22 protein-coding genes are annotated in these 24051 nt (G+C 70.1%); 5 read left to right on the top strand and 17 right to left on the bottom strand.

The genetic code is table 11. From position 1 onward, the window contains the following. Nucleotides 1-2: 2 nt before the first annotated feature. The 8 genes from ACFPMG_RS01255 to ACFPMG_RS01220 form a co-directional block, all read right to left on the bottom strand. Entirely contained in the window at nt 3-881 is an 879-nt protein-coding gene (locus ACFPMG_RS01255) for an isocitrate lyase/PEP mutase family protein (RefSeq protein ID WP_376993445.1), read from the bottom strand. A 23-nt stretch (nt 882-904) separates the two neighbouring features. Continuing rightward, complete coding sequence (locus ACFPMG_RS01250) at nt 905-1642, bottom strand: ABC transporter permease (RefSeq protein ID WP_376993444.1); 738 nt, start codon at nt 1640-1642, stop codon at nt 905-907. 5 nt (nt 1643-1647) lie between these two features. Then, nucleotides 1648-2397: an ABC transporter permease gene (locus ACFPMG_RS01245; RefSeq protein ID WP_376993443.1), complete on the bottom strand. Its 750-nt coding sequence runs from the start codon at nt 2395-2397 to the stop codon at nt 1648-1650. Beyond that, a complete protein-coding gene (locus tag ACFPMG_RS01240) occupies nt 2394-3254 on the bottom strand; it encodes an ABC transporter ATP-binding protein (RefSeq protein ID WP_376993442.1) in 861 nt (286 codons plus the stop codon). Before ACFPMG_RS01240 ends, ACFPMG_RS01245 begins: the two co-directional genes overlap by 4 nt. Nucleotides 3255-3322: 68 nt before the next feature. Further along, on the bottom strand, nt 3323-4282 hold the full coding sequence (locus ACFPMG_RS01235) for an ABC transporter substrate-binding protein (protein WP_376993441.1): 960 nt from the start codon (nt 4280-4282) through the stop codon (nt 3323-3325). A gap of 57 nt (nt 4283-4339) precedes the next feature. After that, nucleotides 4340-4966 (bottom strand): 3-isopropylmalate dehydratase small subunit, encoded by a 627-nt coding sequence (leuD, locus tag ACFPMG_RS01230; RefSeq protein ID WP_376993440.1) that lies wholly within the window; start codon nt 4964-4966, stop codon nt 4340-4342. 1 nt (nt 4967) lies between these two features. Beyond that, nucleotides 4968-6383, bottom strand: a complete 1416-nt coding sequence (leuC, locus tag ACFPMG_RS01225) for a 3-isopropylmalate dehydratase large subunit (protein WP_376993439.1) — start codon at nt 6381-6383, stop codon at nt 4968-4970. A gap of 14 nt (nt 6384-6397) precedes the next feature. Continuing rightward, a complete protein-coding gene (locus ACFPMG_RS01220; protein WP_376993438.1) occupies nt 6398-7270 on the bottom strand; it encodes an isocitrate lyase/PEP mutase family protein in 873 nt (290 codons plus the stop codon). 159 nt (nt 7271-7429) lie between these two features. Between ACFPMG_RS01220 and ACFPMG_RS01215 the strand changes: the two genes are divergently transcribed. Then, nucleotides 7430-8131, top strand: coding sequence for a GntR family transcriptional regulator (locus tag ACFPMG_RS01215; RefSeq protein WP_376993437.1), 702 nt, complete (start codon nt 7430-7432; stop codon nt 8129-8131). A 126-nt stretch (nt 8132-8257) separates the two neighbouring features. Here ACFPMG_RS01215 and ACFPMG_RS01210 read toward each other — a convergent pair whose 3' ends face one another. The 5 genes from ACFPMG_RS01210 to ACFPMG_RS01190 form a co-directional block, all read right to left on the bottom strand. Continuing rightward, nucleotides 8258-9271 (bottom strand): proline racemase family protein, encoded by a 1014-nt coding sequence (locus ACFPMG_RS01210; protein ID WP_035681829.1) that lies wholly within the window; start codon nt 9269-9271, stop codon nt 8258-8260. Between the two features lie 68 nt (nt 9272-9339). Beyond that, nucleotides 9340-10128 carry an ABC transporter permease gene (locus ACFPMG_RS01205; RefSeq protein ID WP_035681830.1) on the bottom strand — a complete coding sequence of 263 codons (789 nt, stop codon included), beginning with the start codon at nt 10126-10128 and terminating at the stop codon, nt 9340-9342. After that, nucleotides 10125-10988: an ABC transporter permease gene (locus tag ACFPMG_RS01200; protein WP_145675296.1), complete on the bottom strand. Its 864-nt coding sequence runs from the start codon at nt 10986-10988 to the stop codon at nt 10125-10127. The genes ACFPMG_RS01205 and ACFPMG_RS01200 overlap by 4 nt, the downstream gene beginning before the upstream one ends. Continuing rightward, on the bottom strand, nt 10985-12082 hold the full coding sequence (locus tag ACFPMG_RS01195) for an ABC transporter ATP-binding protein (protein WP_376993436.1): 1098 nt from the start codon (nt 12080-12082) through the stop codon (nt 10985-10987). The genes ACFPMG_RS01200 and ACFPMG_RS01195 overlap by 4 nt, the downstream gene beginning before the upstream one ends. A 26-nt stretch (nt 12083-12108) precedes the next feature. After that, nucleotides 12109-13179, bottom strand: coding sequence for an ABC transporter substrate-binding protein (locus ACFPMG_RS01190; protein WP_376993435.1), 1071 nt, complete (start codon nt 13177-13179; stop codon nt 12109-12111). Between the two features lie 119 nt (nt 13180-13298). Between ACFPMG_RS01190 and ACFPMG_RS01185 the strand changes: the two genes are divergently transcribed. Both ACFPMG_RS01185 and ACFPMG_RS01180 read left to right on the top strand, forming a co-directional pair. Then, nucleotides 13299-14327, top strand: coding sequence for a GlxA family transcriptional regulator (locus tag ACFPMG_RS01185; RefSeq protein ID WP_376993434.1), 1029 nt, complete (start codon nt 13299-13301; stop codon nt 14325-14327). A 187-nt stretch (nt 14328-14514) separates the two neighbouring features. Then, nucleotides 14515-16578 (top strand): methyl-accepting chemotaxis protein, encoded by a 2064-nt coding sequence (locus ACFPMG_RS01180; protein WP_376993433.1) that lies wholly within the window; start codon nt 14515-14517, stop codon nt 16576-16578. A 91-nt stretch (nt 16579-16669) separates the two neighbouring features. Here ACFPMG_RS01180 and ACFPMG_RS01175 read toward each other — a convergent pair whose 3' ends face one another. Next, nucleotides 16670-17314, bottom strand: a complete 645-nt coding sequence (locus tag ACFPMG_RS01175; protein WP_376993432.1) for a response regulator — start codon at nt 17312-17314, stop codon at nt 16670-16672. Continuing rightward, entirely contained in the window at nt 17311-18675 is a 1365-nt protein-coding gene (locus tag ACFPMG_RS01170) for an ATP-binding protein (RefSeq protein ID WP_376993431.1), read from the bottom strand. Before ACFPMG_RS01170 ends, ACFPMG_RS01175 begins: the two co-directional genes overlap by 4 nt. A 313-nt stretch (nt 18676-18988) precedes the next feature. Between ACFPMG_RS01170 and ACFPMG_RS01165 the strand changes: the two genes are divergently transcribed. Beyond that, on the top strand, nt 18989-20899 hold the full coding sequence (locus ACFPMG_RS01165; RefSeq protein WP_376993430.1) for a methanol/ethanol family PQQ-dependent dehydrogenase: 1911 nt from the start codon (nt 18989-18991) through the stop codon (nt 20897-20899). A 106-nt stretch (nt 20900-21005) separates the two neighbouring features. After that, nucleotides 21006-21626, top strand: coding sequence for a pentapeptide repeat-containing protein (locus ACFPMG_RS01160; RefSeq protein WP_376993429.1), 621 nt, complete (start codon nt 21006-21008; stop codon nt 21624-21626). A gap of 44 nt (nt 21627-21670) precedes the next feature. Here the strand turns inward: ACFPMG_RS01160 and ACFPMG_RS01155 are convergent, their stop codons facing one another. Both ACFPMG_RS01155 and ACFPMG_RS01150 read right to left on the bottom strand, forming a co-directional pair. Continuing rightward, complete coding sequence (locus ACFPMG_RS01155) at nt 21671-22987, bottom strand: aspartate aminotransferase family protein (RefSeq protein WP_376993428.1); 1317 nt, start codon at nt 22985-22987, stop codon at nt 21671-21673. 6 nt (nt 22988-22993) lie between these two features. Further along, nucleotides 22994-24043 carry a phosphotransferase gene (locus ACFPMG_RS01150; RefSeq protein ID WP_376993427.1) on the bottom strand — a complete coding sequence of 350 codons (1050 nt, stop codon included), beginning with the start codon at nt 24041-24043 and terminating at the stop codon, nt 22994-22996. Between the last annotated feature and the right edge of the window lie 8 nt (nt 24044-24051).

The following is a 24051-nucleotide window of genomic DNA, read 5'->3' as shown; positions in this document are numbered from 1 at the left end:
GGTTACTCCGTCTCGGGATGACGCTTCTCGAACTCCCAGACCCGCTCGAAGCCCATCAAGCGGGTGAAGTCGGGGAAGGGGTAGAGGTCGCCCGCATATTCGGCGCTCGACCCCTTGGCGAGGATTTCGCCGTAGGCGCTGCGCAACGCCGCGGCCATCGCCAGGAAGCCGGTGGCCGGGAAGATGGCGATGCGGTAGCCGAGATTTTCCAACTGCGCCCCGGTCATCACCGGCGTCCGCCCGCCCTCCACCATGTTGGCGATCAGCGGCTTGCCGATGGTCCGGCAGATCCGCTCCATCTCCGCCTCGCTCTCCGGGCTTTCCACGAAGATGATGTCGGCACCGGCCTCGGCGTAGGCGTCGGCGCGGCGCAGCGCCTCGTCGAGGCCGAGCGTCGTGCGGGCGTCGGTGCGGGCGATGATCAGGAAGTCGCTCGACGACCGCGCCTCGCAGGCCACACGGATCTTGCGCACCATGTCGGCCATCGGGATGACCCGGCGGCCCGGCGTGTGGCCGCACTTCTTCGGGAATTCCTGGTCTTCGAGCTGGATGGCGGCGGCCCCGGCCTCCTCGTAGCCGCGGATGGTGAAATCGACGTTCAGCAGGCCGCCGTAGCCGGTGTCGCCGTCGGCGATCAGCGGCGTCGAGGTGCCGCGTGCGATGGCCCGCACCCGGCCGACCATGTCGCTGAAGGTGGCGAGCCCGGCGTCCGGCAGGCCGAGATGGCTGGCGACGGTGCCGTAGCCGGTCATGTACAGCGCGTCGAACCCCATGCCGTCCGCCACCTTGGCCGAGATCATGTCGAACACGCCGGGGGCCGAGATCAGGCCCGGCTGCGACAGGCGTTGTTTGAGCGACTTGGGCTTGAGGGATATGGTCATGTCGTTGGAATCTCCGGAAGTCTTTACGAGGCCCGCCGGTGCATGCGCCGGTCGATGTGCAGCAGGCCGGCGCTGATGAGCACGGCGGTGGTGGCGAGGATCAGCACCACGGCCATCATGGTGCGCACGTCGTGCCCGCCGATGGCGTTCATGACGAGGTAGCCGAGGCCGCGCTGCGAGGCGAACATCTCGCCGATCAGCACGCCCAGCAGGGTCAGCGAAAAGCCCACCCGCAGGCCGGACACCAGCTCCGGCAAGGCGGCGGGCAGGATGATGGTGGAGACGAGCTGGGGCGGCGACAGGCGCATCACCCGCGCGCTGCGCAGCATCACCGGCGGGATGGTGCGGACCGCGTTCATCGTGAAGATGATCACCGGGATGATGCCGTGGATCGTCCCGAAGGCCACCTTGGCCGACAGGCCCAGCCCGAAGGCCAGCAGGATCACCGGGTAGAGGGTGATCTTGGGCAGCGAATAGAGCGACACCAGGATCGGCTCCGCCACCTCCCCGGCCAGCCGGTTGATGCCGAGAGCAATGCCGATGGTCAGCCCGCCGAACACCGCCAGCAGCAGCGAATAGAGCAGCGCCACGCCGGTCTCCGCGACGTGCGGCCAGAAGGTGGCGGAACCCAGCAGTTCCACCGCGCGGGCCAGCGTGTCGGCGGGCGAGGTCAGGGCGACGCTGCCGACGATCCAGTGCAGGACCTGCCACAGGGCCACCAGCGCGACGATGACGAGGAGCGTATCGGTCTTTCTGTCCATGGCCGTCAGCGCCTCCGTCGCTGCATGATCCGGCGCTCCCAGGTGAAGAGCACCGCGTTGAGCACCGTCACCAGGACGATGATGAACAGCATCAGCGCGTACATCCGCGCATTGTCGAAGTTGTTGAAGGCATAGGCGATGCTGTAGCCGATGCCCGAGGAGGACATGATGAACTCCGCCGCGATGACGCCGATGAAGCAGTAGGCGATGGCGAGCTTCGCCCCGGTGAACAGGAAGGGCGCCGCGCTGGGCAGCTTGACCATCAGCGCCGTGCGCACCGGGTCCATGCCGTGGACGCGCGCCGTCTTCAGAAGGACGCGGGGAATCCGGTCCAGCCCGTTCAGCGTGTTGATCAGCATCGCCACCACGCCGAACAGCGTGCCGATCACCACGATGGGCGCCGCCCCCAGCCCGAAGATGACGATCAGCACCGGGTAGAAGACGAAGAAGGGCACCGCGTAGTAGGTCGCCAGGAAGGGGTCGAGCGCCCGGCGCACCCGCGGCATGGCGTGGATCGCCACGCCGCCGACGAAGCCGAGCAGGATCGAGGCGATCACCGCCATGGCGACGTTGCCCAGCGTCTCGCCGATGTCGGCGCTGGCCGCCCCCGAGGCGAGAAGGCGGTAGAGGTCGCCGGCCATGACGCTGGGCGCCGGCAGAACCGTCTTGGCGATGACGCCGGCCCGGCACAGAACCTCCAGCAGCAGGACGGCGCCGCCCACCACGATCAGGCGGAGCCAGCCCGCCCAGCTCACGACCCACCCCCGGCGAGGCCCGCCGCCTTCAGGCTCTCCTCGCGCAGCAGGCGCCACAGCCGGGCGGTGATCTGACCGAAGCCGTCCTCGCTGGCGATGCGGGAATCACGGTCGCGCGGCCAGCCCGTCTCGATCTCCTCGATGATCCGCCCGGGCCGCGACGACATGACGCCGATGCGGTCCGACAGCATGGCCGCCTCGTCCAGCGCGTGGGTAATCAGCATCACCGTGGCCCCGGTCTCGCGCCACAGCTTCAGCAGCTCGTCGCCCATGATCAGGCGGGTCTGCGCGTCGAGCGCGCCGAACGGCTCGTCCAGCAGGATCAGGCGCGGGCGCATCACCAGCGTGCGGGCGATGCAGACGCGCTGGCGCATGCCGCCGGACAGCTGCACCGGATAGGCCTTGGCGAAATCCTTCAGCCCGACGAAGCCGACGGCGTAATTGACCCGCCGTTCGATCTCCGCCGGATCGACGCCCGCCCGGCGCAGGCCGAAGGCGATGTTGTCCCACACGGTCAGCCAGGGGAAGGTGGCGTCCTCCTGGAACACCACCCCGACGCCGTCCGGGACCTTGCCGGCCACCGGCTTGCCTTCGAAACTCACCGACCCCTCGGTCGGCACGGACAGGCCGGACAACACGTCGAGCAGCGTGGACTTGCCGCAGCCCGACGGTCCGACGACGGAGAAGAACTCCCCCTGCCGCAGGGTCAGGTCGACGGGGCCCAGCGCGTGCACCCCGCCGTGGCCGGGAACGCCGTAGATGCGGCTCACCCCCTTCAGTTCGGCGTGGACGGCCGGAGCGGGGTTGGCCCCCGCCTCCTCGTGCAGGTCGCGCTTGGCGGCGACGTTGGCTTTCATCGGGGGCTTCCTCCCGGTCATCGTGATGCGTCAGGCGGATGTTCTTCAGGGCGGTTACTTCAGACCGATCATTTCAGGAAAGTGGCGTCAGAGTGCTTCGACCAGTCGACTTCGCCCTTGACTTCACCGATGATCTTCAGGCCCTTGATCAGGTTGTCCATCCCGTCATACTCGAAGTCGCCGGCGCTCCAGTATTTGATCGTCGCCAGATTCTTCAGCGCCTGCAGCGCCACCGCCTCGTCGATGTCGTAGTATTTGGTCATGATCTTGGCGGTCTCTTCGGGGTTGGCGTAGACGAAGTCCACTCCCTTGCGCCGCGCCTCGATCAGCTTCCTCAGCTTGTCGCCGTTCTTCGCGGCGAAGTCCGACGTGGTGACGCCCACGGTCTGCACCATGGTCGGCAGCTCGGTCTCGACCGCGAAGACCATGCGGTACTTGTTCTGCACGCGCGCCCAGATCGGGTCCATCACCGGGGCGGCGGCCACCCCGCCCTGCTCCAGCATGGTCAGGCCGCCGCCGATGCCGCCCGCGGACACGCCGTCCACCGTGATGCCGTGCTTGTCCTTCACCATGGTCAGCAGCATGTCGGTGACCGACTTCGGGCTGGTGAAGGCGACCTTCTTGCCGTCCAGATCCTTGGCGGTCTTGACCGGGGAGTCCGGCTTGGTCACCCACAGGATCTCGCCCGCCGTGCGGACGCCGGTGTGGATGATCTTCACGTCCAGACCCTGGTTGATCGCCGCCACCGCCGCCGACAGGGCGACCTCGCCGTAGGGCATCGGCGCCGCCATGACGTTGCGCATGGTCGTGCCGCCGCCCTTGGAGGTCAGGACGCCGGTGATGTCCAGCCCCTGCTCCTTGTAGTAGCCCTTCTCCATGGCGACGGCGTAGGGGGCGCCGTACATCAGGACGCCCCAATGGGTGACCGTGATCTCCTCGGCCTGCGCCGGGACCAGGGTGGCGAGCGCCACCCCCATGGCCGCCGCCCCCAGAACCGCCTTGCGCTTCATCGTGGTCATGAAAGACATCGCTGTTCCTCCCAATTGCCGCTGGCCTTTCCGGCCATGCGCGTTGACCCGGACCCGTCAGGCGGTGGGCAGGGCGTGAATCCACGGGCGCTGCGCCCGGTCGCGCGCCTCGTACGCCGCCATGGCGGCGTCGTGGCGCAGGCTGGCCCCGATCTCGTCCAGCCCTTCCAGAAGCGCCTGCCGCCGCGCCGCCTCCATCGTGAAGGGGAACTCCCGTCCATCCGGCGCGGTGACGCGGCAGGCCTCGATGTCCACCGTCATGGTGGCGGCCGGCATTGCTTGGGCGCTGGCGACGAGATGGGCGAGCGCGGCCTCGTCCAGAGTCACCGCGGCCAGCCCGTTCTTCTGGCAGTTCTCGTGGAAGATGCTGGCGAAGCTCGGCGCGATCACGCAGCGGATGCCGAAGTCCATCAGGCTCCACACCGCGTGCTCGCGCGACGAGCCGCAGCCGAAATTCTCGCCGGCCAGCAGAATCTTCGCCTCCCGCCAGGGCGCCTGGTTCAGGACGAAGTCCGGCCGTTCCCGGCCGTCGTCGTCGAATCGCCATTCGGAGAAGAGGCCGGCGCCCAGCCCGCTGCGGTGGATGGTCAGCAGATGCGCCTTGGGAATGATCGCGTCGGTGTCCACGTTGGCCCGCGGCAGCGGTGCGGCGATCCCGGTGATGCGGTGGATCGGTTCCGGCATGTCAGGCGCTCCCTTCCAGGCTGCGGGCATCGACGATGCGTCCCGCCACGGCCGCCGCCGCCGCGGTGGCCGGGCTGGCGAGGTGGGTGCGCGCGCCCGGCCCCTGGCGGCCTTCGAAGTTGCGGTTGGAGGTGGCGACGCAGCGCTTGCCCGGCGGCACCCGGTCGGCGTTCATCCCGGCGCACATCGAACAGCCCGGCTCCCGCCATTCGAAGCCGGCGGCGGTGAACACGCGGTCCAGCCCCTCCGCCTCGGCCTGCCGCCGCACTTGGCCCGAGCCCGGCACGACCAGCGCGCGCAGGCCGGCGGCGACCCGCCGGCCCTTCAGCACGGCGGCGGCAGCCCGCAAATCCTCGATGCGGCTGTTGGTGCAGGAGCCGATGAAGACCATGTCCACCGGCAGGTCGCGGATCGGCGTCCCCGGCTCCAGCCCGATGTAGTCCAACGCCCGGCGCATCGCCTGCCGGCGCTTCGGATCGGCCTCGCGCTCCGGATCGGGCACGGTCTCGCCGACGCCGATGCAGTCCTGCGGGCTGGTGCCCCAGGACACCTGCGGTGTCAGGCTGGAGACGTCCAGTTCGATCTCGGCATCGAAGCGGGCGCCGGGATCGCTCGCCAGGGCGCGCCACGCCCCCACCGCCTGCTCCCACAGGTCGCCCGCCGGGGCGAAGGGCCGCCCCTGGAGATAGGCGAAGGTCACCTCGTCGGGGGCGATCAGGCCGAAGCGCGCGCCCAGTTCCACCGACATGTTGCAGACGGTCATCCGCTCTTCCATGGAAAGCGCGCGGATGGCCGGACCGGCGTATTCGACGCCGTAGCCGGTCGCCCCGGCGGTGCCGATGGTGGCGATCAGCTTCAGCACCATGTCCTTGGCCGACACGCCCGCCGGGCGGGTGCCGCTGAAGGTGATGCGCATGGTCGGCGGGCGGCGCAGGATGGCGGTCTGCGTCGCCATGACATGCTCGACCTCCGACGTGCCGATGCCCCAGGCCATGGCGCCCAGCGCGCCGACCGTGCTGGTGTGGCTGTCGCCGCAGACCAGGGTGGCGCCCGGCAGGGCGATCCCCAGCTCCGGCGCGATCACATGCACGATGCCCTGGCGCACGTCGCCCAGGTCGAACAGCGCGACGCCGGTGGATTCGGCGTTGGCGCGCAGGGCGCGGATCATCTCCGGCCCGCCCGGCACCGTGTCGTCGGTGCGGCCGTTCTCGGTGGAGACGATGTGGTCCGCCGTCGCGAAGGTCAGGTCGGGGCGGCGCAGCCGGCGCCCGGCGGCGGCCAGCCCGGCGTAGGCCTGCGGGCTGGTGACCTCGTGCAGCATGTGGCGGTCGATGTGGAGCAGCACCCGCCCGTCGCCGAGATCGGCGACGACGTGCTGGTCCCAGATCTTGTCGATGATGGAACGCGGCGTGGTCATGGCGTTGCCTCTCCTCACTCGGCGGCCCGGTAAGCCTGTTCCCGCTCGTAGTAGTCGGGGAAGCCGACGAGACTCTTCAGCGCCTCGAAATCGGCCTGGACCACGTGGCTCTCCTGCCCGTCCGCCACCGCGGCCAGGGCGGCGCGCATGGCGTCGATGGCCGCCGACATCAGGGTCAGCGGATAGGCGGCGAGCTTGAAGCCCAGCGCCTCCAGCTCGCGCGGCGGCAGCATCGGCGTCTGGCCGCCGCGCACCATGTTCGCCATCGCCGGCCGGTCGATGCCGGCGCAGAAGGCGGCCATCTCCGCCGCGTCGTGCGGAGCCTCCATGAAGATGATGTCGGCGCCCTCCTCCACGAAATCCCGGCAGCGCTCCAGCGCCGCGTCGAAGCCGTGCACGGCGCGGGCGTCGGTCCGCGCCAGGATCAGGATGTCGTCGGACCCCGAGCGGGCGGCATCGACGGCGGCGCGGATCTTCATGCGCGCCTCGGCCCGTCCGACGACCTGCTTGCCCTTGGTGTGACCGCAGCGCTTGGGGCTCACCTGATCCTCGATCAGGACGGCGGCGGCCCCGGCGCGGGCGTAGTCGCGCACAGTGCGCTGCACGTTCATGGCGTTGCCGTAGCCGGTGTCGCCGTCGCCGATCACCAGCAGGCCGGGGGCCGCCTGACAGACGTTGCGCAGCTGGTCCAGCATCTCGGCGAAGGAGATCAGCCCGGTGTCGGGCATCCCCAACCGGGTGGCCGAGACGGCGAAGCCGCTCATCAGGCTGACGCGGAAACCGGCCTGCTCGATCAGCCGCGCCGACAGCGCGTCGAAACAGCAGGGCATCAGGCGAAGGCCAGGAGCCTCCAGCACCGTTTTCAGGCGTTGTGCGGGTGTCGTCACCGGCTGTATCCCTCCCTTGTCGCCGCTTCCGCTGTTGGCTTCCGCTAGAGCGCACCGGAACCGGGCGTTTAATTTGTTGTGTCAACGAACATAGTGCGTCATTGTATACAACGCAACCCGAAAAACGAATTGCCGGGCAGATGGAATAGGGAGGTCAGCATGTCGGACAGCGCCGGGGCTCTGGCACCCCAATGGGACAACGGCTTCAGCGGCGGCTCCAACCGCGCCGCCGACCGCGCTTACCGCTTCATCCGGGAGGGCATCCTGGCCAGCCGCTGGCCGCCGGGCGCCCATCTGCGCGAGCAGGAACTGGCCGAGCTGACCGGGGTCAGCCGCACCCCGGTGCGCGAGGCGCTGCGCCGGCTGTCCGCCGACGGGCTGCTTCAGCTCGTGCCCAATCTGGGCGCCAAGGTGAACGCCTGGACGATCCAGGACCTCGACGAGATTTTCGGACTGCGCGCGACGCTGGAAAGCCAAGTGGCCGGTCTCGCGGCCAGCCGCGCCGAGCCCCAGCACTTGGCGGAGCTGGGGGCGCTGTGCGACGCGATGGAGGCGGTGGTGGGGGACGGCGGCGCGGTGGATTTCTCGCGCATCACGCCGCTGAACGACCGCTTCCACGGCCTGCTGATCGACATCGCCGGGGATCGGCGCCTGGGCCAGATGATCCGGCAGGTGGTGGAGATGCCGCTGGTGCTGCGGACCTTCGCCCGCTACAGCCGGCGCGACCTCGCCCGCAGCATGAACCACCATCGCGAGATCGTCGAAGCTCTGACCGCCCGCGATGGGGAATGGGCGTCGTCGGTGATGCGCGCGCATGTGCGCGCCGGACGGGCCGTCTTCACGGTCCCGAAAACCGAATGAGCGTCATTGTATACAACAGCGGCGCACTGATGGGGGCAGGAGGATCGCCCATCGGCGCAGCACAAAGGTCCCGGCGCCCTCAAGGGACGCCGGGACAAAGGTCGGGACGCTACCGATAGGACCCGGTCAGGCGACCAGGAAGCCGGCGCCGACCGGATCGTTGCGGTCGATGACCCAGCGGGCGGTGCCGAGGATGCTGGCCGTGCCCTTGACGGTCGGGCGCACGGCGCGCACGCCGTTCAGGCGGGTCTCGCCGAGCAGGCTGCCCTCGAAGGTGCCGGTGCCGAGCAGGCCCTCGGAGCGGATGGTGTCGCCGATCGCCATCTTTCCGCGCGCCTCGAACATCGCCATCATCGCGCTGGTGCCGGTGCCGCCCGGCGAGCGGTCGAGCTGGCCGGCGCTGAAGACGTGGACGTTCTTGTAGAAGGCGCCCTCGATGGTCGGCTCGTGCCAGAAGGTCACGAAGTTGAAGTTGTTGATGTGCGCCGACGCCGGGTGCTGGATCGCCACCTTCTGGCGGAGCTGCTCGCGCGCCAGGATGCCGTAGTGCGACAGGGCGGTGCCGTTCTCCGCCCCGATGCGCAGCGAGGTGCCGGTCAGGTCGATGATGCCGAAGTAGTTGCCGCCCCACACGATGTCGGCCTTCAGCGGGCCGATCTCCGGCAGCTCGAATTCCACGTCCTGCGCGGCGACGTAGGCCGGGACGTTCTCGAACTTGGTCCACAGAACCCGGTCGCCCTCATGGGCCACCTCGGCGACGACGAGGCCGGCGGTGGTCTCGAAGCGGATGGTGGTCCGCCCGTTCTCGCCGCGGCGGACGAGGCCGTTGGCGACCATCGCCATGGCGACGGCGATCGTGCCGTGACCGCACATGTGCGAATACTGGGTGCCGTCGATGTAGATCAGACCAGCGTCGTAATCCGGGCCGGACGGCGGGGTCAGGAAGACGCCGAACATGTCCTTGTGGCCGCGCGGCTCGCGCATCAGGGCTTCGCGCAGCCAGTCGTAATGGGTCTCCAGGAACTGGCGCTTCTCCAGAATGCTGGAACCGGCCGGATAGGGGATGCCGCTGTGGATGATGCAGAGCGGCTCGCCCTCGGTGTGGGTGTACAGGACATCGAATGCGTCTTGCATGCGCATGGAAGGACCCTTTCGTGGATCGGATTCAGTGTTGGATCGGGGGATGAAGCGGGGGGTGTCGGGACCGGTCAGCGCCGGTCCGACAGAAGGTGCAGCCCGACGGTGAGGTCGAGGATGATGATCGCCAGGGCCGCCACGCCGATGGTGATGGAGGACACCGCGGCGATGACCGGGTCGATCGTGTACTGGACGTAGTTGAAGAGCTTGACCGGGATGGTCGTCATCTCCGCCGTGGTGTTGAAGATGCTCAGCTCGACGTTGATCCAGGAGGAGATGAAGGCGAAGATCGCGCCGCTCGCCAGACCGCTGCGGATCTGCGGCAGCGTGACGAGGAAGAAGGTCTCCATCGGGCGGGCGCCCAGGTCGGCGGAGGCCTCCTCCAGCGCCCGCTGCTCCGGCGTCAGCTGCGGCAGGACGGAGCGCAGGACGAAGGGCATGATGATGACGATGTGCCCGACCAGCAGCGCCGTGAAGCTGCGCATCAGGCCCAGCGCCGCGCAGTATTGCAGCAGGGCGGCGCCCAGCACGACGTGCGGCAGGACCAGCGGCGACATCAGCAGCGACAGCAGGAATTTCTTGCCCGGAAACTCGCAGCGGGCGATGGCCAGCGCCGCCGGAACGCCGAGCAGCAGGGCCGCCGCCGTGGCGACTAGGGCCAGCAGGGTGCTGGTGCCGAAGGCCGCCAGATAGGAGGTGTCGCCGAGCATCCGCCCGTACCAGTCGAGCGTCAGCCCCTGCGGCGGAAAGGCGAGGTAGCTGGTGGCGGTGAAGGAGGAGCCGACGATGACCAGAAGCGGCAGGATCAGGTAGGCCATGACCGACCAGGACACCACCCGCAGAAGAAGCCGTGCGATCATTGGGCTTTCCTCCCCGTTGCGCTGGCCCCGGCGTTGCCGATCCAGCCGGCCAGACCGACCAGGACCAGCGTCATGACCAGCAGCGTCATGCTGAGCGCGCCGCCGTAGTTCACGTCGAAAACCGTGCTGTACTGCTGGAAGATCAGCATGGGGAAGACCGTGATCTTGCCGCCGCTCAGCAGGGCCGGCGTGACGTAGGCGCTGACCGCCAAAGTGAAGACCATGACGATCCCCGACATCAGCCCCGGCAGGCAGAGCGGGAAGGTGACCGTCCGGAAGGTGTCGAAGGGCGTGGCACCGAGGTCGGAGGAGGCGTCCTCCAGCGCCGGGTCCACCGCGGCCAGCGCGTTGCCGACGGCCAGCACGATGAAGGGCAGCAGGATGTAGACCAGCCCGATCACGATGCCCAGCTCGGTGCCGAGGAAGCGCATCGGGCGGTCCAGGATGCCGACCCCGACCAGCGCGTCGTTGACGAGGCCGTTGCGTCCCAGCAGCACCATCCAGCCGAAGGAGCGGACGATGTTGCTGGTGAACAGCGGCAGCACCAGCAGGATGACGCAGGTCCGCCGCAGCGCCGCCGACTTGACCACCCGCACCAGATAATAGGCCAGCGGATAGCCGAGCAGCGCGCAGGCCACCGTGGTCAGCCCGGCGATGCGGAAGGTCGCCGCCAGCACGTCCCAGTGATACTGGTCGAACAGCACCCGCGCGTAGTTGCCGAGGGACGGCACGCCGCCGGCCATCAGGCTGGACGACACGACCACGATCATCGGGACGGCGAAGAAGGCGGCGAAGAAGGCGACCGGGGCCGCCAGCAGGGGCAAGGCTCGGTTCATGGCGGCGCTCATGGTCGTGCTCATGGTCCGGACCGGTGGGTGGCCGGCTCGGCGATGATGTGGACGTGCCCCGGACGGAAGCCGACGAAGACCGGCGCCCCCGGATTCAGCCCCTCCCCCGCCATGCCCAGCCGGCGGCTGGCCAGCAGATGTTCGCCGACGCGCACCGTCACGACGGTCTGCCCGCCGGTGTCGATGACGTCCTCGACGAAGCCCTGGTCGGTGATCAGGCCCGGCGCCTCCGGCTGGTTCAGCAGCTCGACATGCTCGGGCCGCAGCACCGCGGTGTAGCGCTGCCGGGTGTCGGCGCCGAGATGGGGCAGCAGCGCCGACCCCACCGCCAGCCGCACCCCGGCGTCGCCCTCCGCCGTTCCCGGCAGCAGGTTGGCCTCGCCGATGAAGTCGGCGACGAAGCGGCTGGCCGGGCGGGTGTAGATGGCCCGCCCGTCGCCGACCTGCTCGATCACGCCGCGGTTCATGACGACGATGCGGTTCGCCATGCTCATCGCCTCCTCCTGGTCGTGGGTCACGAACACGAAGGCGATGCCGAGCTTCTCCTGAAGATGCTTCAGCTCGATCTGCATCCGCTTGCGCAGCTTCAGGTCGAGCGCGCTCAGCGGCTCGTCGAGCAGGAGGAGCTTCGGGCGGTTGACGAAGGCCCGCGCCAGGGCGACGCGCTGCTGCTGGCCGCCCGACAGCTCCCGCGGGTAGCGCCCCGCCGCGGAGTCCAGTCCGACCAGCTCCAGCGCCTCGCGGGCGCGCTCCACCGCCTCGCCCCGCGCCACCCCGTGACGGCGCGGCCCGTAGGCCACGTTGTCGAGGATGCTCAGATGCGGGAACAGGGCGTAGTGCTGGAACACCGTGTTCAGCGGGCGCCGGTGCGGCGGCAGCCGCGTCACGTCCTCCCCGCCGATCCGGATGGTGCCGGAATCGGGGGAGAGGAAGCCGGCGATGCAGCGCAGCAGGGTCGTCTTGCCGCAGCCGCTCGGCCCCAGCAGGGCGACAAACTCGCCATGGGCCACATCCAGCGACACGTCCCTCAGCGCATGGTATGTGCCGAAATGCTTGTCGATGGAGCGGATGGAAAGCAGAGCGTCAGGCTTGGGCGTCGCGGGCATGGAAGACCTCCCCGGCTGGCTGCGGTTCACTGGCGGGCGAGTTCGCGGTTCCAGGCGTCGGTGATCGCCGCGCGGTCCCGGTTGATGTCCGCCCAGTTGAAGAGCTGGAGGTTCTTGACCGACCCGCCGACACCCCAGGGAAGCTTGCGCTCGACGTCCGGCGACACCGACACGCCCTGCACCGCCGGGCCGAGATAGAGCTTCTCCGCCAGACAGGCCGAGGCTTCCGGGGTCAGGGCGGTGTCGATGAAGCGCTGGGCGTCGGCCTTGTGCGGGGCGTTCTTGACCAGATGCAGGCGGGCGTCGGTGGCCCACACGCCTTCCTTCGGAACGGCGAAGCCGATGGGCAGGCCCTTGTCCGCCAGATCCCAGGCGCCGACGTTGAAATGCGCGCCGATGATCGCCTCGCCGCTCTGGTAGGCGTTGCTCGCCGCCCCCGAGCTGTCGAAGTAGAGCGCGGTCTTCAGCGTCTTCAGCTTTTCGAAGGTCTTGGACAGGTCGCCCGGCGGGTTGCCCCACATGCGGTTCAGGAACATGACGAAGGGCACGCCGGAGGAGTTGGCCGGCGACGGGATCGTCACCGTGTCCGCGAACTCCGGCTTCCACAGGTCGTTCCACGAGGTCGGCGGGGTCTTGATCTCCTTGGTGTTGTAGGTCAGGCCGAGCGAGTAGTAGCCGGACCCCACGGCGAAGGTCGACCCGTCCGCCTTGTAGACCGCCTCCGGCAGCGCCTTGCCCAGATTCGGCACGCCCGCCGGGTCGATGGCGTCCAGAACGCCCGCCGCCTGCGCCATCTCGCTGATGCCGCCGTCCATGTAGGCGACGTCGAGCGTCGGCGCGTCCTTCTGCTGCTGCAGCTTGGCGAAGGTCACGGTCGAGGTGCCGATCTCCGGAACGACGCGGACGCCGGTCGCCTTGGTGAAGGGCTCCGCGACGCAGGTGCGGAAGGCCTCGCCCCAGTTGCCGCCGTACCAGGCGACGCGGATTTCGCCCTGGGCCGCGGCCGGCAGGGCGTACAGGGAGACCCCGGCCGCCAGGACGGCGGTCAGGGCGGCGAGGCATGAGACGTTGCGGGTGGCGGCGCGCGTATGGGTCATGACCGGTTCCTTCGTGGTGTCGGTCCAGCGGGCGTCAGAGCCGTGGTTCGTTCGAAAGCTAATTGTTCCAACGTATTTTCCGATAGAAGAATGCTGCCGAATCCTTGAATATTTCCGACATGCCGACGCCCAGACCCGACATGCCGGACGCCCCCGACCGTGACGCTTCATCGCCGGCCGATCCCCGGTTGCGCATCGGCTTCGTGCTGCTCGACCAGTTCACGCTGACCGCCTTCTCAGGGCTGATCGACGCGCTCCGGCTCGCCGCCGACCCCGGCGGGCGCAGCCGGCAGATCGATGCGAGCTGGACGGTGATGAGCGTCGGCGGACAGCCGCGCCGGTCGAGCTGCGGCGTGCTGGTGACGCCCAACAGCGACCTGCTCGCCCCGGCGCCCTTCGATTACGTCGCGGTGTGCGGCGGCAACGATTACCGGAACGAGGTGCCGGGGCCGGTGACCGCCTATCTTCGCGCGGTGGCGGCGCAGCGGGTGCGGCTTCTCGGCATCTGCACGGGCACCTTCGCCATCGCGCGCGCCGGCCTCGTCGGCACGCGCCGCGTCTGCGTCCATTGGAACGTGCTGGACACCTTCCGCGAGCGCTTCCCGGCCGCCAACGCCTCGGTGGACCATCTCTTCATCGACGAGGGCGATCTGATCACCTGCGCCGGATCGACGGCGGCCATCGACCTCGGCCTCTATCTGGTCGGGCGGCACTGCGGCGGGCAGAAGGCACGGCAGGCCGTCCGCCACATGATGCTCCAGGACATCCGCCCCGGCGCGCTGCCGCAGGCGCATTTCTATGCCAACCTCGACGGCGTGACCGACGCCCGCGTCCGACAGGCGACGCATTTCATCGAGCAGCGTCTGGACTCCCCACCCTCCGTCGAGGCCATCGCCCGCTACGTCGGGGTCAGCGCCCGGCAGCTCGAACGGTCCTTCCAGACGGCGCTGGGCATCTCGCCATCGGCCTTCCAGCGCCGGCTGCGGCTGGATTACGGCCGCTGGCTGCTGGAGCACACGCGCCGGACGATCACCGAGATCGCCTTCGACTGCGGCTTCGCCGACGCCGCCCATTTCTCGCGCGACTTCAAGACCCAGTTCGGCGAGATGCCCAGCCGGGCGCGCAAGGGCAAGGGCGGCGGGGCGTGAGGCGGCCTCGGCGTCCCGATCCGGTGCAGGGGGCCGGCACGCCCATGCCGGAGTTTGGGAGAAATCCCGCCCGGCGTCGAAACCGGCGGGTGACCGCACCCGCCGGAAGTGGCCGTACGGCTTGCGCTGTGCCAAGATGATCAACCGCCCCCGATCCGGGGAGGCGGCTCGGGGACAGGGTGGGGGCATGAAGGGGCGTTTCAGAACCAAGATCATCATCGGCATGACCGCCGTCCTGGCCGTCGGGGCGGCGGCGGTCACCTCCGTCTCCCTGCTCCTGTCGCGCGACGCGGCGGAGCGGGCGGTCACCACCCTGGTGGCCGAAACCGCCGACCACCATGGCGCGCGGGTGGCCGCCGACATTTCCGCCGCTCTGGCCGATGCCCGCTCCGCCGCCGCGCTGGTGGAGGTCGAGCGCTCCACCGGCTCCCCGCGCCGGCAGACCGTCAACCGCTACCTCAACCGCCTGATGGCGTTCGGTCCGCTCTACGCCGGGGTGTGGGTCGACATGGCCGACGACGGGTTCGACGGCCGCGACCGCGAGGTCGCCGGGCTGGACCGTGGCGGCGAGATCCTGGGTCTTCCCGGCACCGGGCGGATGAGCCTGCTGTGGCTGCCCGGCCCGAAGGCGGACGACAGCGAGGGCTATCCCTTCTCCGACGTGAAGGAGAAGGAATATTACCGGGCCGCCGCCGCCGCGGGGAAACCGGTGCTGACCGAACCCTATATGGATGATCTGACCAAGGCGCTGATGACCAGCGCCGCGGCGCCGGTGAAGGACGGCGACCGGGTGATCGGCGTCGCCGGCGTCGACCTGACGCTGAGCGGCCTGACCGATCTGGTCCGCCGGGTGAAACCCTATGGCGACGGCCACGCGGCGGTGCTCACCGGCGCCGGGGTCTATGTGGCCCATCCCGACTCCGGCCGCCTGTCCCGGACCGCCGACGACCTGCCGGAGGAGGCGCGCCGCGCCGTCGCCGAGGGGCGGGCCTACGACGGCGTCGTCACGCTGGCCGGCGCGCCCCATTACCTGCGCCTGTCGCCGGTGCGCTTCACCGGCGCGGACGGCGCGTGGTCGTTCCTGGTCGCCGCGCCGCAGGCCAGCGTGATGGCCGACGCCAACCGGCTGACTTTGCTGACCGTCCTGGTCGGAGCGGGCTGCATCCTGCTCGGCGGGCTGGTGGCGTGGCGGGTGGGCGACGGCATCGCCCGGCCGGTCGCCGGGCTGACCGCCGCCATGGACCGGCTGGCCGCCGGCGATCTGGACGCCGCCATTCCCGGCGCCGACCGCAAGGACGAGGCGGGCGCCATGGCCCGCGCCGTCGGGGTGTTCAAGCAGGGGCTGGTGCAGGCCCGCGATCTCGGCCTCCAGCAGGAGGCGGAATGGCGCGCCAGGGAGGCGCGGACCGCCGCCCTGCTCGATCTGCAACGCGGGTTCGAGGAACGGGCGGGCGGCCTGACCGGGGCGCTGGCATCGGCGGCGCAGCAGCTCGAATCCACCGCCCGCGCCCTCACCGGCATCGCCGAGCAGACCCATGGCCGGTCGGAGCGGATGACGCTCTCCGCCCACTCCGCCGCGGACAACGTGCAGACCGCCGCCGCCGCGACCGAAGAGCTGTCGGCGTCGGTGGAGGAGATCGGGCAGCAGGTGGGCGAGTCCGCCCGCATCGCCGAGGCGGCGGTGGCCGACGTGAAGCGCGCCGACGCCGCCGTCGTCGTGCTGGCCGACAGCGCGGAGCGGATCGGCGCCGTCGTCGGCCTGATCAGCGACATCGCCGGCCAGACCAACCTTCTGGCGCTCAACGCCACCATCGAAGCGGCCCGCGCGGGCGAGGCCGGAAAGGGCTTCGCCGTGGTCGCCGGCGAGGTCAAGAACCTGGCCAACCAGACCGCCCGCGCGACCGAGGACATCGTCGGCCAGATCAACGGCATCCGCGACGCGACGGGCGATGCGGTCGAGGCGGTGCGGAGCATCAGCCAGACCATCACCCAGGTCAGCCGCATCGCGTCCGGCATCGCGGCGGCGGTGGACCAGCAATCCGCCGCCACCCGTGACATCGCCCGCAGCGTCCTGCAGGCCGCCGACGGTGCCCGCGAGGTCAGCGGCGGCATGGGCGAGATCCGGGCCGGGGCGGGCGACACGGGCGCCGCCGCCGACCAGCTCCTCGCCGCCGCCGGCGGTGTGGCCAGCCAGTCCAAGGAACTGGCGCGCGAAATCGACCGCTTCATCGCCGGGGTCCACAAGGCCTGACCGCCAAGTCGTGATGGGCGGGGCGTGATGGGCGGGGGACGGCCGGACACGAGGCACCCCGTTGTCAAGACGGGGTTCAGCTCGTGCGCCGTCAGGCCGCCAGCCCGTGGTCGATGGCGATGCGGATCAGGGCGCGCGTGCTGTCGGCGCCCAGCTTGTCCTTGATCTGGGTGCAGGCGTTGGCGACGGTCTTCTGGCTGATGCCCAGCGCCTCGGCGATGGTCGCCGCGGTGAGGCCGCGGCCCACCAGCCCCAGGATCTCCCGCTCGCGCTGGGTCAGCACCGCCAGCGGGTCCTCGATCGGGGCCAGCGCCATCAGCGCCAGTTCGCGCGCCAGCGCGTGGTCGAGATGGATCCGGCCCGCCAGAACGCAGCGCACCGCCGTCACCAGCGTCTCGGGTGCGTCGTTCTTGGTGACGTAACCCTTGGCGCCGGCCTTCAGCGCCCGTGCGGCGATGGCCGGGTCCTCGTGCATGCTGAAAATCAGCACCGGCACCGCCGGACTCTCCGCCCGCATCACGCGCAGCACCTCCATGCCGCCGCCATCCATCTTGCCGCCGCCCGGCAGATTGAGGTCGAGGATGACCACGTCCGGCCTTTCCGAACGCCACAACGCCAGCGCCGCCGCCACGTCGGCGGCCTCGACGACGCGGCCGAGCCTGGCTTCGGCCAGCAGGCTCTGACAGCCGGCGCGCACCACCGGATGATCGTCCACCAGGAGGATGGTCAAGGTCATGCCACGCCTTCCAGCCCGGCCGGGACACAGGGAAGGCAGGCGGCCACGCGGGTGCCCTGCCCGCCGTCCGGTCCGATGCGCAACGTGCCGCCCAGCGCCCTCACCCGCTCCGCCATCCCGGCAATGCCCAATCCACCCTGCTCCGCCGCACCCGGCCCTTCCCTGAACCCCGGCCCATCGTCGGTCACCAGAACCTCCACCCGGTCGGGAAGACGCCGCACCGTCACCGACACGTTGGTCGGCCGGGCGTGGCGGAGGGCGTTGACCAGCGATTCCTGCGCCAGCCGGAAGACCGTCAGGCGCAGCACCTCGTCCAGCCCGTCGATGCCGTCCGGCGTTCCGTCCTCGGCCACGTCCAGCGACCAGCGCACCTCCGGCTCCCGCCGCGCCCACTCGTCGATCAGTCCGGACAGCGCCTCGCCCAGGGGCAACTGGTCGAGCAGGGCCGGACGCAGGCGGACCAGGATGCGCCGGCTCAACCGGTGCACGTCCGCGGCCATGGACAGCACGGCGCGGGCGCGTCCGGCGATCTCCACCCGCTCGCTGATGAAAGCCTCCGGCTTCGGCTCCTCGCTCAAGCGCAGGATGCGCCCGGCGTCCACCTTGATCGCGAACAGCGCCGCCCCCAGTTCGTCGTGGATTTCGCGGGCGATGTCCCGGCGCTCGCGGTCCTGCGCCTCGATCAGCCTCTGGCCGAGCCGGCGGTTCTCCCGACCGGCCGCGGCCACCTCCTCGGCCAGGGCGGCGATGCCGGTGCCCAGCCGGACCAGCTCCGGCACGCCGCCGCCGGCAAGGCCGTCCCGCGGTCCGGGTTCGTAAACGCCCTGGCGCAGGCGCCGCACCGCCGCCTCGATGCGGGCGAGCGGGGCGAGCGCCCGGCCCACCGCCATCCAGGCGGCGCCCAGCAGCAGCAGCCCCGCCACCAGCATCGCCAGGGCGAGGTCCCGCATGTCCTCCCAGACCTCGGCCACCTCGTCCTGCGGTTCGGCGACCACGGTCAACAGCACGCGCCCATCGCTCCCGGTCAGCGCATGGGCCTGCGGCGTCACGCCGACCAACGCCGCGAACCAGCCGGGAACGACCCCATGGCCGGCATCCCCCTCGCCCAGGGAGTCGGGCGGTGCCTCGCCCGCGATGAAGCGCAGGTGGCGCAGGCCCAGCCGCTCGAGCGACGCGACGGCGTCCGGACTTGGCCTACGCCCGGCTTCCGCTCGCCCGACAGCAATGCCGAGATCGAGGGCAGAGGCCATTTCCGCGCGAACGGCGTCGCGCGCGTTGGCGATCATCACAGCCGCGCCGGCCACCGCCAGCAGCGCCAGGAACAGCCCGATCAGGGCCAGCATGCGCATTCGCAACGACATCGCCGTCTGATCCTTCCGACACGCCCCATAGGACCATCGACGGAATGTTAACCAAGCAACCGGTCTCCGCGCTATGCGTCCTTCGACCAAGAAGCGGCGGGCGGACGGGCCTTTTGCCGCGGCACCGGGATTTTTTCCCGCCACCTCCGGGATGCCGTCATACGCGCGTTGCAAGAATCTCGTCCCCGTATCGTCCAATGGAACCGAAGAACCGCCAAGACGAACATGCAGGGCGTAAGACGCGGTGCCGGAACCGGGGCGGATCGGGCGGACGATCCGCCCCGGCAAAATCGGCCTTTCACGGGGGAAACGCATGACTTTATCCTTGCACACCAAGCCGGGAACCAAGGCGGACACCGGGGCCGGACTTGTCCGGCGCCGGATCGTCACCGCGGTGGTGGCCGGCTTCCTGGCTTCCACCGCTCCGGCGTCCTGGGGAAGCGCCCAGGCCGCCGACGTCACCTGGGACGACATCGCCAACGACGCCAAGTCGGCCGGCGACGTGCTGATGTACGGCATGGGGGTGGAGGGCAAGCGCTTCAGCCCGCTGAAGCAGATCGACACCAACAGCGTGTCGCGGCTGGTCCCCGCCTGGTCCTTCTCCTTCGGCGACGAGAAGCAGCGCGGGCAGGAGACGCAGGCGCTGGTCCATGACGGGGTGATCTACGTCACCGCCTCCTACTCGCGGATGTTCGCGCTGGACGCGCGCACCGGCAAGCGGCTGTGGACCTACGCCCACCGCCTGCCCGACGACATCCGGCCCTGCTGCGACGTGGTCAACCGCGGGGCGGCGATCTACGGCGACAAGGTGTTCTTCGGCACGCTCGACGCCTCCATCGTCGCGCTGAACAAGGACACCGGCAAGGTCGTCTGGCGCAAGAAGTTCGCCGATCACAAGGTCGGCTACACCATGACCGGCGCCCCGACCGTCGTGAAGGACCAGAAGACCGGGCGCATGCTGCTGATCCACGGCTCGTCCGGCGACGAGTTCGGCGTGGTCGGCCGCCTGTTCGCCCGCGACCCCGACACCGGCGACGAGATCTGGATGCGCCCGCTGGTCGAAGGCCACATGGGCCGGCTCGACGGCAAGGACAGCACCCCCACCGGCAACGCCAAGGCGCCGTCCTGGCCGCGCGACAAGGACGGGCAGTTCGTCGAGGCCTGGAACCACGGCGGCGGCGCGCCCTGGCAGAGCGCCACCTTCGACGTGGAGACCAACACCATCGTCATCGGCACCGGCAACCCGGCGCCGTGGAACGGCTGGGCGCGCTGGCCCGGCGACAGCCTCTACACCTCGGGCCAGGCCTACGTCGATCCGACCACGGGCGAGCTGAAGGGCTTCTACCAGCACACCCCCAACGACACCTGGGACTTCTCCGGCAACAACGAGCTGGTGCTGTTCGACTACAAGGACGCGTCGGGCAAGACGGTGAAGGCGACCGCCCACGCCGACCGCAACGGCTTCTTCTACGTCACCGACCGGACGAAGCTGGCGACGGCGGGCGGCGAGGCGAACAAGCCGAACAGCGTGCTGGCGGCCTTCCCCTTCGTGGACGGCATCACCTGGGCCAAGGGCATTGACCTGAAGACCGGCCGCCCCATCGAGGTGGAGGGCCAGCGCCCGCCGCCCCCCGCCGAGGGCGAGAAGCGCGGCAAGGCGGTCGAGGTCTCCCCGCCCTTCCTCGGCGGCAAGAACTGGAACCCGATGTCCTACAGCGAGGACACCGGCCTGTTCTACATCGCCGCCAACCACTGGAAGGAGGACTATTGGACGGAGCATGTCGGCTACAACCCCGGCTCCGCCTATCTCGGCATGGGCTTCCGCATCCACAAGATGTTCGAGGACCATGTCGGTATCCTGCGCGCCATCGACCCGACGACCGGCAAGGTCGCCTGGGAGCACAAGGAGGAACTGCCGCTGTGGTCCGGCACCCTGGCGACCGCCGGCGGGCTGGTCTTCACCGGGACCGGCGACGGCTACGTCAAGGCGTTCGACGCCAAGTCCGGGGCGGAGCTTTGGAAGTTCCAGACCGGCTCCGGCATCATCTCCTCCCCGGTCACCTGGGAGGTGGACGGGGTGCAGTATGTCGGCATCACCACCGGTTACGGCGGCGCCGTGCCGCTGTGGGGTGGCGATCTCGCCGACCTGACCACCCGCGTGACCCAGGGCGGCTCCTTCTGGGTGTTCAAGCTGGCCGACGTGAAGGTCTCCAGCGCCAAGTGACCGCCACCAGGTGACCGCCCGCCGGGGCGGGGAGGCGGGCTCACCTGTCCCCGTCCTCCTCCCTGCCCCGGCTTTCCTGCATCGCAGCGATGGGAGTTCCCCCCCCATGAACCGCCTCTTCCGGCCCGCCTTCGCCCTGTGCGCCCTGCTGTCCCTGTCCGGCCCCCTCACCGCCCCGCTGGCGGCGGAGGTGGAGACCGCCAGCCTCGGCGGCGGCGAGGAGGAGCGCGTCACCGAGGTCGCCGGCTGTGTCCTGACGGCCAAGGCGGTCTGCCCCGGCATCGACCTGCGCCACCGCAACCTGCGCAGCCTGTCGCTGGCCGGCGCCGATCTGCGCGGCGCCAACCTGATGCGGGCCGACCTGCGCCACGCCGATCTGCGCGGAGCCGACCTCAGCGGGGCCATCCTCGACGGCGCCGATCTGCGCACCGCCTTCCTTCAGGGCACCCGCCTGTCCGGCGCCCGTCTGCGCGGCGCCAACCTGGAATTCGCCCGCGCCAACGGCGCCGACCTGCGGCAGGCCGACCTGACCGCCGCCAATCTGGAGGCGTTGCGCGCCGACAAGGCCGACCTCACCGGCGCCAACCTGGAGGGCGCCAACCTTCAGGAGGCCAAGCTGTCCCTGACCAACCTGTCGCAGGCCAACCTGGAGGGCGCGAAGATCCGCTTCGCCATCTTCCAGGACGCTCTGATGACCGATTGCCGCTCCTGCCCCACCGACTGGTGACGGCGAGGCCGCCCGACGGAAGAGGCTCAGCGGGGCGGCGCGGCTTAAAGCGCCGTCAGCACCTCGTCGAGTGTCGCGAGGAACAGCTTGGCGTCCTCGGACGAGAAGACCAGCGGCGGGCGGATCTTCAGGATGTGTCCCTCCTGCCCGGTCGCGCTGATCAGCACCCGGCGCTGGCGCATCCCGTTCACCACACGGGCCGTCTCCTCCGACGCCGGGGTCTTCAGCTTGCGGTCGCGCACCATCTCGACGCCGATGAACAGGCCGCTGCCGCGCACGTCGCCGATCAGCTCGTGCTTGGCGGCGAGCGCGCGCAGGCCGTCGATCATCTCCGTGCCGACCGCCAGGGCGTTCTCCTGCAGGCGGTCCTCCTTGATCACGCGCAGCACCGCCAGCGCCACCGCGCAGGACACCGGGTTTCCGCCGAAGGTGTTGAAATAGCGCTGGCTCTTGCCGAACGCCTCGATCACCTCCGGCCGGAACACCGCGCCCGCCACCGGGTGGCCGTTGCCCATCGGCTTGCCGACCGTCACGATGTCGGGCACCAGCCCGTGGCGCGCGAAGCCCCACATGTGCGTGCCGAGCCGCCCGAAGCCGGGCTGCACCTCGTCGGCGATGAAGAGACCGCCGGCCTTGCGCATCGCCTCCACCGCCGGGGCGAGGAAGCCGGCCGGGTCGGTGAAGACGCCGCTGCTGGAGAAGATGGTGTCGACCAGCAGCGCCGCCGGGGCGATCCCCTTCTCCCGCAGATCGGCGATGGCCTCCTCGACGGAGCGGGCGAAGGCGGCGCCGACCTCGGCCTCCGGCATGCGGTAGCCGTCGGGCGCCGGCACCACGCGGACATGGTCGCCCAGCTTTACCGCGGCGCCCAGCGAGGGCGACATCTCGGCCAGCGCCGCAGTCACGCCGTGGTAGGCGTTGTGCGCGATGACGACGCCGGTGCCGCCGGTGTGGACGCGGGCGACGCGCAGGGCCAGATCGTTGGCCTCGCTGCCGGTGCAGGTCAGCATCAGGTGCGACAGCTCCGCCGGGAACTCCGCCAGGAAGGCTTCGGCGAAGTCGAGGATGCCGTCGGTCAGGTAGCGCGTGTGGGTGTTCAGCACGGCCGCCTGCCGGGCCATCGCCTCCACCACCTCCGGCCGCGAATGCCCGACCGAGGCGACGTTGTTGTAGGCGTCCAGATAGCGGTTGCCCTCGGCGTCATAGAGGGACGAGCCCTCCCCGCGCACGACATGGATCGGGTCGGCGTAGAACAGCCGGTAGGCCGGGCCGAGCAGCCTCTCGCGACTGGCGATCAGGGCGCGCTCGCGCTCCGGCAGGGTTCCGGCGGCGTCGGGCGCGTAGGCGTTGATCATGGTCATGGCGGTTCACACTTTCTGGCAGGCGAGATGGAGCAGGCGGCGGGCGGTGGCGGCCTCATCGCCGGTCAGCCGGTCCAGGCCGGCGAAGGCGCGTTCGGCGTTGCGCAGGATGTAGGCGGCGTTGGCGGGGTATTCGGCGGCCCGCCAGCCGGTGATGCCGATGGTCAGGGCGAGGCGGCCCGCCACCAGATCAGGCAGCAGCTCCACCTCGTCCTCCGTCAGCGGCAGCACGGCGTTGTAGGCGCGGGTCATCTCGACCACGGAACCGAAGGGCGTCTCGCCGCTGGTGACGTGGTAGGCGAGCGCCGTCGCCAGATCGTTGACCAGCGGCGCCCGCAGCGCGTCGCCGAAATCGATGATCCCGGTAACCGTCTCATGCCCGACCGGATCGACCACCGCGTTGTGTGGGTTGAGGTCGTTGTGGATCACCTGATGGCGCAGGGCGGGCAGCCGGGGGGCGATCTCGTCGGTGAAGCGGGCGACGAAGCGCTCGACCATCCCACGGCGCCGGTCGTCCGCCACATAATGCAGCCGGTCAGCGACGCTGGCGGTGCGGGTGATGTCCCACAACAGGTCGCGCTCCGAGCCGGGATGCTCGTAGTCGGCCAGCGCCCGATCCAGCCGGGCCAGCGTCGTTCCCAGCGCCCGCATCAGCCCCGACGAAGGCGGCGCGGCGTGGAGCGGCGTTCCTTCGAGATAGGTCAGCAGCCGCAGCACCATGGCGCCGCCGTCGATCTGGACGATCGCCTGGGCTTCCCCGTCCAGCGTCGGCACGACCCGCGGCACCGGCAGGGCCGGGTCGCGGTCGGCCACATGCTGCATGGCTCCGGTCTGGAAGCCGGTGACGAGCTGTGGCTCCGCCGGGTTGGTGAACTTCAGCACATAGCCCTGCCCCTTAGGCGTGGCGATGTGGAAGTTGCGGTCGCGCTCGCTGCTCAGTTCGCGGACGGTGCCGGTCACGCCGAACCACCGCTGCAGGATGGCGCCGGCCTCCTCCGTGGAGATTGCCGGCGCGGCGGTGGTCAGAACGTCACCCTGGGTCGGGGCCGGTGTCATCGCCGGTG

Origin of the sequence: Azospirillum himalayense (genome assembly GCF_042657465.1) — a bacterium.
Classification (GTDB): domain Bacteria; phylum Pseudomonadota; class Alphaproteobacteria; order Azospirillales; family Azospirillaceae; genus Azospirillum; species Azospirillum himalayense.
This window is presented reverse-complemented; position numbering and strand designations above follow the sequence as displayed.